The 8,495-nt window shown below is 62.6% G+C and carries 9 protein-coding genes; 2 read left to right on the forward strand and 7 right to left on the reverse strand.

Translation table 11 applies throughout. The annotated features are described in order from the left end of the window. Positions 1–54: 54 nt before the first annotated feature. Positions 55–1,458, reverse strand: coding sequence for a carbohydrate porin (locus G3N59_RS34430; protein ID WP_241024758.1), 1,404 nt, complete (start codon positions 1,456–1,458; stop codon positions 55–57). Between the two features lie 383 nt (positions 1,459–1,841). On the opposite strand from G3N59_RS34430, the gene G3N59_RS34435 reads away from it, so the two are divergent. Both G3N59_RS34435 and G3N59_RS34440 read left to right on the forward strand, forming a co-directional pair. Next, positions 1,842–2,684, forward strand: a complete 843-nt coding sequence (locus G3N59_RS34435; protein ID WP_205987305.1) for an arylamine N-acetyltransferase — start codon at positions 1,842–1,844, stop codon at positions 2,682–2,684. Positions 2,685–2,739: 55 nt separating this feature from the next. After that, positions 2,740–3,417, forward strand: a complete 678-nt coding sequence (locus G3N59_RS34440; protein WP_205987312.1) for an isoprenylcysteine carboxylmethyltransferase family protein — start codon at positions 2,740–2,742, stop codon at positions 3,415–3,417. Between the two features lie 16 nt (positions 3,418–3,433). Here the strand turns inward: G3N59_RS34440 and G3N59_RS34445 are convergent, their stop codons facing one another. The 6 genes from G3N59_RS34445 to G3N59_RS34470 all read right to left on the reverse strand — a co-directional run bounded on the left by G3N59_RS34445 (position 3,434) and on the right by G3N59_RS34470 (position 8,380). Then, on the reverse strand, positions 3,434–4,222 hold the full coding sequence (locus G3N59_RS34445) for a hypothetical protein (protein ID WP_205987306.1): 789 nt from the start codon (positions 4,220–4,222) through the stop codon (positions 3,434–3,436). Positions 4,223–4,294: 72 nt separating this feature from the next. After that, positions 4,295–4,444: a hypothetical protein gene (locus G3N59_RS34450; RefSeq protein ID WP_205987307.1), complete on the reverse strand. Its 150-nt coding sequence runs from the start codon at positions 4,442–4,444 to the stop codon at positions 4,295–4,297. Next, positions 4,419–5,423, reverse strand: coding sequence for a cytochrome d ubiquinol oxidase subunit II (gene cydB / locus G3N59_RS34455; protein WP_205987308.1), 1,005 nt, complete (start codon positions 5,421–5,423; stop codon positions 4,419–4,421). Before cydB ends, G3N59_RS34450 begins: the two co-directional genes overlap by 26 nt. A gap of 53 nt (positions 5,424–5,476) precedes the next feature. Beyond that, positions 5,477–6,949 (reverse strand): cytochrome ubiquinol oxidase subunit I, encoded by a 1,473-nt coding sequence (locus tag G3N59_RS34460; RefSeq protein ID WP_241024753.1) that lies wholly within the window; start codon positions 6,947–6,949, stop codon positions 5,477–5,479. 428 nt (positions 6,950–7,377) lie between these two features. Continuing rightward, positions 7,378–7,566 (reverse strand): 4-oxalocrotonate tautomerase, encoded by a 189-nt coding sequence (locus G3N59_RS34465; RefSeq protein ID WP_205987309.1) that lies wholly within the window; start codon positions 7,564–7,566, stop codon positions 7,378–7,380. A gap of 40 nt (positions 7,567–7,606) precedes the next feature. Further along, the gene (locus G3N59_RS34470) at positions 7,607–8,380 is read right to left on the reverse strand and encodes a class II aldolase/adducin family protein (protein WP_205987310.1); all 774 of its coding nucleotides are present in this window, start codon (positions 8,378–8,380) and stop codon (positions 7,607–7,609) included. Positions 8,381–8,495: the final 115 nt, after the last annotated feature.

Consider the following 8,495-nt stretch of genomic DNA (forward strand, 5'->3'; position numbering starts at 1 on the left):
GGCGTAGCGGAAAAGCGCGAGGACTTGGGGTTAGACATAAACGGATCGAGCGGATCAGAACGTGATGTTGGTGCGCACGCCCAACACAAAGGTGTTGCGCAGCGCCGCGGTCGCATCGTTCGGATTCTGGCCGGCGCCGGCATTGAAGGTGTATTGCGCGTCGGCCTGCAATTGCCACCAGGGCGTGACCTGATACTGGTAGGTCGCTTCCAGCGTGGTTTCCTGGGTACGCACGCCATAGGGCGTACCGTAGTAATTTCGGTAGTCCAGATCGAGGTCGTGCACGGCATTGCTGACCTTGATATACGTGAGCGCCAGACCCACGCTGTCGTTGTCGCGACCCTTGAACGGCGCCTTCATGACCACGCCCGCATTCGCCGAAAAGCTCACGAGATTGCGGTCGCCCGGCGCGCCCATCACGCGTGCGAATACGCCGATGCTGCGCGGTTCGTCGGGATCGGGACGCCAGATCATCTGGTCGGCCACGGCGTAGATGCTGTAGTCGCCGTGATGTTGCGCGGCAATCCCGGTGCTGGCCGGATTGTTCAGCGACGGCCCCGTGGTGTCGTAGTGCAGGTCGTCGAACGAATTGCTGTTGTACCAGAAGCCCAGTTTGTAGGTGCCCGGCAGACCGTGATTGTCCGCGCTCACGAGTTCGCCTTCGGACGGCTGGTTAATCGCATACTGCAACTCGCCGATCACGAGTGCGCCGTTGTGCAGATTAAAGTTCGTACCGCTAAGGTTATTCGGATTGTTGCCGAGCGGATCGCCATCGAATACGCCGATCAAACCCGTCAGCGAAGGCGTAATCTGGCCGCGCACGCGCACGCCCAGATCCGCAAGCGGATACGCCGGGCCGCCCGAAGGCATGTCGTACGAAGGCAGTGCCGGCCAGCCGAACATCGTGTTGACGAACAGCGCCGAATACTGACTCGCCATGAATTCCTGGTCGATACTTTGCTGACCGACCTTGATATCGAGCTTCTTGTCGAGGAAGGACTGCTGATACCACATCTCCCACAGACGCGTGGTGTCCTGCGCCTCGATGCCGCTCGCGGTATTCAGCGTGCCGAGATTATTCGCGCTCAGATTCGAGCCGTGAATCTGCAGTGCGCTGATATTGAACAGGCCACCCTGAATGCCGAGCGCCTTGCTCGTATCCACCTGCACCGTCGCGGTTGTGAGGCCGTCATAGGCGCCGCCGCGATTCAGACCGCCGCGCAGATTCGCCAGATATTCGCTCGTCTCGGTCAGTTCGAACGTCACGCCGTATTTGCCGAGCCACGGACGCAGACCGCCCATATCGCCGAGCAGGTTCTGACGCGTCCAGATGCCGGTCCAGAAGTTCGACGGTTGCGCCTTGATCGACAGATCGGCCTCGGGGGCTTCGGGCGCGGCATCGGGGTTGCTCGACTGGGCGTGTGCAGCGCATGCGAAAGTCGCACAGGCAGCCCACATCGCGAGACCGCGCAGGGCAGGCGCACGCCGTTCGAACGAACGGGATGACCGGATTGGTTTCATCGTATTCCTTACTTATTTAATTCTTTATAGCGGTATCGAATCTCCATGCCCGCTTAATTAGCGAGCGTGAATCGTTTGTCTCCGAGACGGCGCAATCGTACGATTCGCTAATAAGGTCGTCAACACAAATGAGAATGATTCTCACATTAATTACGAGTCGTAAGCGCAGTGTTTACAAGGCGCTTTCATCGGTGATCCTGATCATTACAAGCAGTTAGATAAGCCGCTGTACGGTATGAGGAAATCACGCGAAAATGCCTCGTCTGTCAGCCCGATTTTTTGATGCTGTTATTTCATTTATTTGCACGCAGGTGAGACCGATGTCCGCATTCGAACTAAATCTGAACGATTATTTCTCCCGTATCGGCTATGCAGGCCCGCGTGAAGCAACGATCGATGTTTTGCGCGCGCTGCATGACCTGCATCCGCGCGCGATTGCTTTCGAAAACCTGAATCCGTTCGCGGCGCGGCCGGTGTCGGTGGCGTTGCCCGATATCGTCGCGAAGCTGGTGGACTCGCGACGCGGTGGTTACTGCTTCGAGCACAACACGCTGTTCGCGCACGTGCTGATGCAACTGGGTTTCGAAGTCGAGCCGATGGCGGCGCGCGTGCTGTTCGGTCTGCCGGACGGCCTGATCATGCCGCGCACGCATATGTTGTTGCGCGTGAAGATCGACGGCCAGGCATGGCTCGCCGATGTCGGCTTTGGTGGCGCATCGCTGAGCGCGCCGCTCGCGTTCGCGCAACGCGGCACGCAACAGACGCGGCTCGAACCCGCGCGCCTCGCGCCGATCGACGCAACCGAATGGAAGCTCGAATCGTTCGACGGCAATGCGTGGGTGGATGTTTATCGCTTCGACGATAAACCGGCACAGTGGGTCGATTACGAAATGTCGAACTGGTACACGTCGACCTTGCCGGAATCGTTTTTCAGGGGCAACCTGATCGCGTGCATCGCGCACGAAGGACGCCGCGCGGTGCTGTTCAACAATCGCTATAGCGAACGCGACGGTAACGGCCAGTTGCTGGTCGAACGCTTTATCGGCAGCGCTGGCGAACTCGCGCAATGCCTGAACGAAGGCTTCAATCTGGATACGACAGGCTTCGATGTGCCTGAGATGTTCGCGCGCGTGGAAGGACGCGAACAGAGTCTCGCACGCTGAAGCTTCGTTGCGTCCGCTTCGAACGCGGCGCAGGGAGGGGACGATGAACACGCCACTGGTCTTGCGGCTCGTTACGCAGACCGCCATCTGGCTGGTGTTTCAGGGCGCGCTGTTGTTCGTCGGCGCGGGCACGCTGGCCTGGCCGGCGGCGTGGCTCTGGCTGCTCGAATGGGCGGCGTGCAGCGCGTGGATCGGCTTGTGGCTCGCCCGCACCGATCCGGGTCTGCTGGCCGAGCGTCTTGCACCGTTTGCGCAGCGCGAACAGGCGCGCTGGGATCGCGTGTTCATGATCGCCGTGGCGCTGGTCTGGTGCGGATGGCTGGTTTTTATCGGCGTGGATGCCATGCGTTTTCACTGGTCGCATGTGCCGCTGTGGCTCAGCGTGTGCGGCGCGGTGGCGATCTTCGTCGATCTGTATGCCACGCGTTGTGTGTTCGCGGCGAATCGCTACGCGGCGCCTGTCGTCAAGATCCAGCGCGAGCGTGGGCATGCGGTGACGGATAGCGGGCCGTATGCGTATGTGCGCCATCCCATGTACGCATTCGCGATCCTGCTGCTTGCGGGCACGCCGCTGATGCTGGGATCGTGGTGGGGGCTGGCGTGGGTGCCGTTGATGATCGTGGGCGTCGGCTGGCGCGCCGTGCGTGAAGAGCGCGCGTTAGCCGCGGAATTGCCGGGCTATCGCGCGTATATGGAGCGGGTGAGGTATCGGTTCGTGCCTGGCGTGTGGTGACGCCAAACGCGCCGCTTCAGTGCGCAGAAGAACCCGCAGCCGGCCCCAGCGCATTTGCGTAGCGCCGATACAGCCAGGCCAGCGCCGAACTCGTCACCAGCGCGAAGGCCAGATTGGCCACGCTCTGCATGATCGCGAGCGCCGTAAACCATCCCGGCGTCTGCACGACGGCAGGCGAGATCCCCGCGTGGCCCATGCCGATCAGCACGAGCGCAGCGCACACGATCAGCGGCAACGCCGCCACGCACGAGACACCCAGCAGATTCCAGAAGTGCCCCTGGCTATCGCGCCACGCGGCGCCCAGCGAGAAACGCTCGCCGATCGCCAGTGCCGGATAGAGCAGGCAGACGCGCACGCCCACGATCATCCAGATGGCCGCGACGACCAGCGCGAGGAACAACTCGCTGGCCGCGGTGCGCGGACTCAACATCAGCCAGAGTCCCGCGCCGGTGCCGATAAAGAACAGCATCATCAGCACGCCCAGACCGAGCATGCGCAGCATCGGCCGCGCGCCGTTGGGCATGAGCGGCGCGGTGCGCTCGCCCAGCAGCACGAAGCGGTAGACCTTCAGCGTGAACCAGAGATAAACGAGGGCGTTGAAGAGAGACGCGATATTGCCCGCGAGAATGAGGGCGGTGGAGGGCATGTCGCCCTCGCCCGGGATGGGGCGGCCGGCCAGCGCGAGCCAGCCCAGCACGGCATAGATGGCAAACGCGCCCAGCACCACGGCGGGCATGTGCGTGACGGTTTGCCAGGCGCTGGCCCACGCGCGCTTGACGCATTCCATGAAGGTCATCTGTTGCATGGTGCTTAGGTCGAAGTTGACAGATGGCCTACAGTCTAACGCGGCGTGGGACCCGAGTGCGCCCGGTTTGCGCTATTTCACGGCGAATAGCGTCAGGTTCATGAACACCCTGAACACTTCGCCGAGCGAAACCGCCCCGGCCACGCCGCCGCACCAGAGCAGCACGAACCAGAGCCAGCCGGGCAGGGCGCCCTTCCTAGTGATAGTGATGAGCGTCGCCATGATTGAGCTTGCCTCTGAAAACCCAGTAACCGAGCGCCGTATAGGCGAGGATGATCGGCAGGATGACCGATGCGCCGATCAGCGTGAACGTCTGGCTTTCGCGCGGTGCAGCGGCTTCCCAGAGCGTCAGATGCTGCGGGATCGCGTACGGCCACAGGCTCACCAGCAGGCCGATATAGCCCAGCAGCACGAGCGCGAGCGCGGCCACGAACGGCGTCTTGTGATGGCGCGACTGCACGGCCCAGCGCATCCACACGGCGCAGGCGATCACCAGCAGCGGCACCGGCGCGAGACGCCAGAACAGACCCGAGTAGAACCAGCGATTCGCAATCGACGGGTCTTGCAGCGGCGTCCACAGGCTCACGAGCGCAATGAAGCCGAGCAGCATGACCGTCAGCGGCCAGACCAGTTTGTGCAGACGGCGCTGCAGATCGCCTTCGGTCTTCGCGACCAGCCAGCAGCTGCCGAGCAGTGCATACGTGGCCACCAGACCGAAGCCCGAAAGCAGGGTGAACGGCGTGAGCCAGCCGAATGCGTCGCCCGCGAAATGGCCGTCCTGCATCGGAATGCCTTGCAGGAAGGAGCCCAGCGCGATGCCCTGGAAGAACGCCGCGCCCGTCGATCCGCCGATAAAGGCGAGATCCCACAGATGGCGCGTGCGGTTGGCCTTGGCGCGAATCTCGAACGACACGCCGCGGAAAATCAGGCAGGCGAGCATGAAAATCAGCGGCAGATAGAGCGCCGAGAGCACCGTCGAATACACGATCGGGAACACGGCGAACAGGCCCGCGCCACCCAGCACGAGCCAGGTTTCGTTGCCGTCCCAGACGGGCGCGACGGTGTTCATCATCAGGTTGCGCTCTTCCTCGTCGGGGAAGAACGGGAAGACGATGCCGATACCCAGATCGAAACCGTCCAGCACGACGTAGAGTAAAAGACCGAGCGCGATGATCGCGGCCCAGATGACGGTGACATCCATGTTGCGTTGCCTCGTTTCTGTGTGCGTGTGTGTTGGGGCTTTGAAGCTTCGCGTCAGGCGTCGATCAGTTGATCGGCGGCGGCCATCGGGCGGCGCGCGGTCTGGTTCGCGGCGAGCGCGGAGTGGGCTTCCACGATGCGTTCGCCGTGGCCGCCGTTATTGCCGTGACCGTCATGCGACGGCGCGCCGGGCAGCGCCGGACCCTTGCGCATCAGCTTGAGCAGGTAATAGATGCCCGTGCCGAACACGAGGAAGTACACGAACACGAAGGCCATCAGCGAAATGCCGACCTGCTGCGCCGTGAGCGGCGAAACGGCCTGCGAAGTGCGCATGACGCCGTAGACCACCCACGGCTGGCGGCCGGCTTCGGTCGTGATCCAGCCCGCGAGCAGCGTGATGAAACCGGTCGGGCCCATCAGCAGCGTGAAGCGCTGGAACAGACGCGATTCATACAGCGTGCCGCGCTTGCGCAGCCACCATCCGGTCACGCCCAGCACGATCATCAGGATGCCTAAGCCAACCATCACGCGGAAGGTCCAGAAGATCAGCGTCGAGTTCGGACGATCTTCGGGCGGGAAGGTCTTGAGACCGCGAATTTCGCCGTCCCAGCTATGCGTGAGGATCAGGCTGCCGAGGTGCGGAACCTGCACGGCGTAGCGCGTGGTTTCGGCTTTCATGTCGGGAATGCCGAACAGGTTCAGCGCGGTGCCGCCGTGTTCCGTATCCCAGATGCCTTCGATCGCCGCGATCTTGGCGGGCTGATATTCACGCGTGTTCAGACCGTGCGCGTCGCCCACGAAAGCCTGGATCGGCGCGAGCACGAGCAGCAGACCCAGCGCCATCGAGAACATCTTCTTCACAGCCGGATCGCGGCGGCCCTTGAGCAGGTGCCATGCGCCCGTTGCGGCCACCACCAGCGCAGCCACGATAAAGGCGGCAATCGCCATGTGCGCGAGACGGTACGGGAACGACGGGTTGAAAATGATCTTGAGCCAGTCGGTCGGGACGACGTGACCATCGACGATCTTGAAGCCTTGCGGCGTCTGCATCCAGCTATTCGAAGCCAGAATCCAGAACGTCGAAATCAGCGTGCCGATGGCGACCATCAGCGTCGCGCCAAAGTGCGCACGTTCGCTCACGCGATTCCAGCCGAACAGCATGATGCCGAGGAAGCCCGCTTCCAGGAAGAATGCGGTCATGACTTCGTACATCAGCAGCGGCCCGGTGACGGGACCCGCGAACGACGAGAAGCCGGCCCAGTTGGTGCCGAATTCGTAGCTCATCACGACGCCCGACACCACGCCCATGCCGAAAGCCACGGCGAAGATCTTCGACCAGAAGTGGCAGAGCTCTTTGTAGAACGGTTTGCGGGTCTTGAGCCAGCACGCTTCGAGCACCGCGATAAAACTCGCGAGGCCGATGGAAAGCGCCGGGAAGACGATATGGAAGGACACCGTGAAGGCGAACTGGAGCCGGGCCAGGTCAAAGGCCGAGAGCGCCGGTATAGCGGGGAGGGACGGGTGCATATGCGTGCCTGATGCTCTTTTTATACGTCGGAAAACTCCACATGACGCGCGAGGCGTCGTGCGATTTGACGTAAGCGTAGGGGAACATGGCCTGCTTTGCTGCGCTGCGATCTGCGCCAGCATGTCGCATGCGCACCCACGTCAAGCGGTCGTCGACTGCGCTAAAGCATTGATAGCGATAAATTTCGGCGGAAGTTTTGCGATTACTTGATTTAGCGCAAGGCGTGCGCGCTGCGGCAATATGCGTCAATTTTCGCGATGGTCGCGCGCGGTGCGTCAATTGGCCCAGGTGCGCGAAGAAACGGTGTTCGAGCCGGCAATTTTTCTACGCTTTTTCTACGCTGACGAGGCGTAAAAAAAGCGCCACGGAGATCGTGGCGCTTCGAATGAAAATACTCAGGATACCCATCTAATCGACTGTGAGGCGATCAGCGCGGATCGCTCCAGAGCTTGCCCGCCGTCGCCCAGTTTTCGGGTTTGACGTCGTGGAAAATGATGTCGACGGATTGAGCGTCGCAGCCGAGCACCGCGCAGGTGGTTTCGGTCAGCGCGGCGGCGAGTTCGCGCTTTTTCTCGACGCTGCGGCCTTCGAAGAGTTCGATATGGAACGTGGGCATGGTGATCTCCGTGTTGGATGTTGCTGAAGCGATGAGGAATTCAATCCCGGAACGAGCGATCGATGCGGTCGAGCTTGCGCAGCAGCGCAGGCCATTCGAGCGCGCCTTCGATGGCGCCGCCGTCGAATAGCTGTTCGGCCGTGCGCGCGCAGATGTCGGGTGGCGGCGTCACGAGCGGCACGCCGCCCGCCTGCGCCTGCAACTGGATCTCGCAGGCCTTGATCAGCGTGGCCATCAGGACGAAGGCTTCGGCGACCGTGCGGCCGGTGGTGAGCGTGCCGTGATTGCGCAGCAGCATGGCCGGTTTGTCGCCGAGGTTCGCGGTCAGGCGCGTGCCTTCGGCGGGCGAAAAGGCGAGACCTTCGTAGTCGTGCCAGGCCAGTTGGCCGTAGAAACGCAGCGCGTGTTGCGAAGCGGGCAGCAGGCCGTCGCGCTGGATCGACACGGCAATGCCCGCCGTGTTGTGCAGATGCATCACGCAGACGGCGTCCGGCCGCGCGAGATGCACGGCGGCGTGCAGCGCAAAGCCAGTGGCGTTGACCGGGTGCTCGCTGTTGCCGACGATGCGGCCTTCGGTATCGATCTTGACGAGGTTCGAGGCGCGCACTTCGTCGAAGGCGAGGCCGAATGGGTTGATCAGGAAGCGGCCCGGCTCGCCCGGAATGGCGGCCGAAACGTGCGTGTAGATGAGGTCGTCCCAGCCATGGAGCGCGATCAGGCGGTAGGCGGCGGCGAGATCGACGCGCAGTTGCAGCTCCGCTTCGGAGGGCGGCGTGGCGTCGGCGAAGCCGGCCGGGCGATGCGCGAATGACATGAGGTCTCCTTCTACGTCAGTGAGGTGGCGCGCGCGGCTTGGCTCAGCTTGCGCGGCGCCGATGCCGCGGCAGGCGCGCGGCAAGATGCACGGCCCAGCCCGCGAGCGCGAACGG

This window comes from Paraburkholderia sp. Ac-20340 (genome assembly GCF_017104965.1).
GTDB lineage: Bacteria > Pseudomonadota > Gammaproteobacteria > Burkholderiales > Burkholderiaceae > Paraburkholderia.

What these genes read in the sequence shown, in the direction of transcription:
- cydB (WP_205987308.1), bottom strand. Translation starts at nt 5,423, where the DNA reads ATGGATGTCACCGTCATCTGGGCCGCGATCATCGCGCTCGGTCTTTTA.
- G3N59_RS34450 (WP_205987307.1), bottom strand. Translation starts at nt 4,444, where the DNA reads ATGGCGACGCTCATCACTATCACTAGGAAGGGCGCCCTGCCCGGCTGG.
- G3N59_RS34470 (WP_205987310.1), bottom strand. Translation starts at nt 8,380, where the DNA reads ATGTCATTCGCGCATCGCCCGGCCGGCTTCGCCGACGCCACGCCGCCC.
- G3N59_RS34435 (WP_205987305.1), top strand. Translation starts at nt 1,842, where the DNA reads ATGTCCGCATTCGAACTAAATCTGAACGATTATTTCTCCCGTATCGGC.
- G3N59_RS34445 (WP_205987306.1), bottom strand. Translation starts at nt 4,222, where the DNA reads ATGCAACAGATGACCTTCATGGAATGCGTCAAGCGCGCGTGGGCCAGC.
- G3N59_RS34430 (WP_241024758.1), bottom strand. Translation starts at nt 1,458, where the DNA reads ATGTGGGCTGCCTGTGCGACTTTCGCATGCGCTGCACACGCCCAGTCG.
- G3N59_RS34465 (WP_205987309.1), bottom strand. Translation starts at nt 7,566, where the DNA reads ATGCCCACGTTCCATATCGAACTCTTCGAAGGCCGCAGCGTCGAGAAA.
- G3N59_RS34460 (WP_241024753.1), bottom strand. Translation starts at nt 6,949, where the DNA reads ATGCACCCGTCCCTCCCCGCTATACCGGCGCTCTCGGCCTTTGACCTG.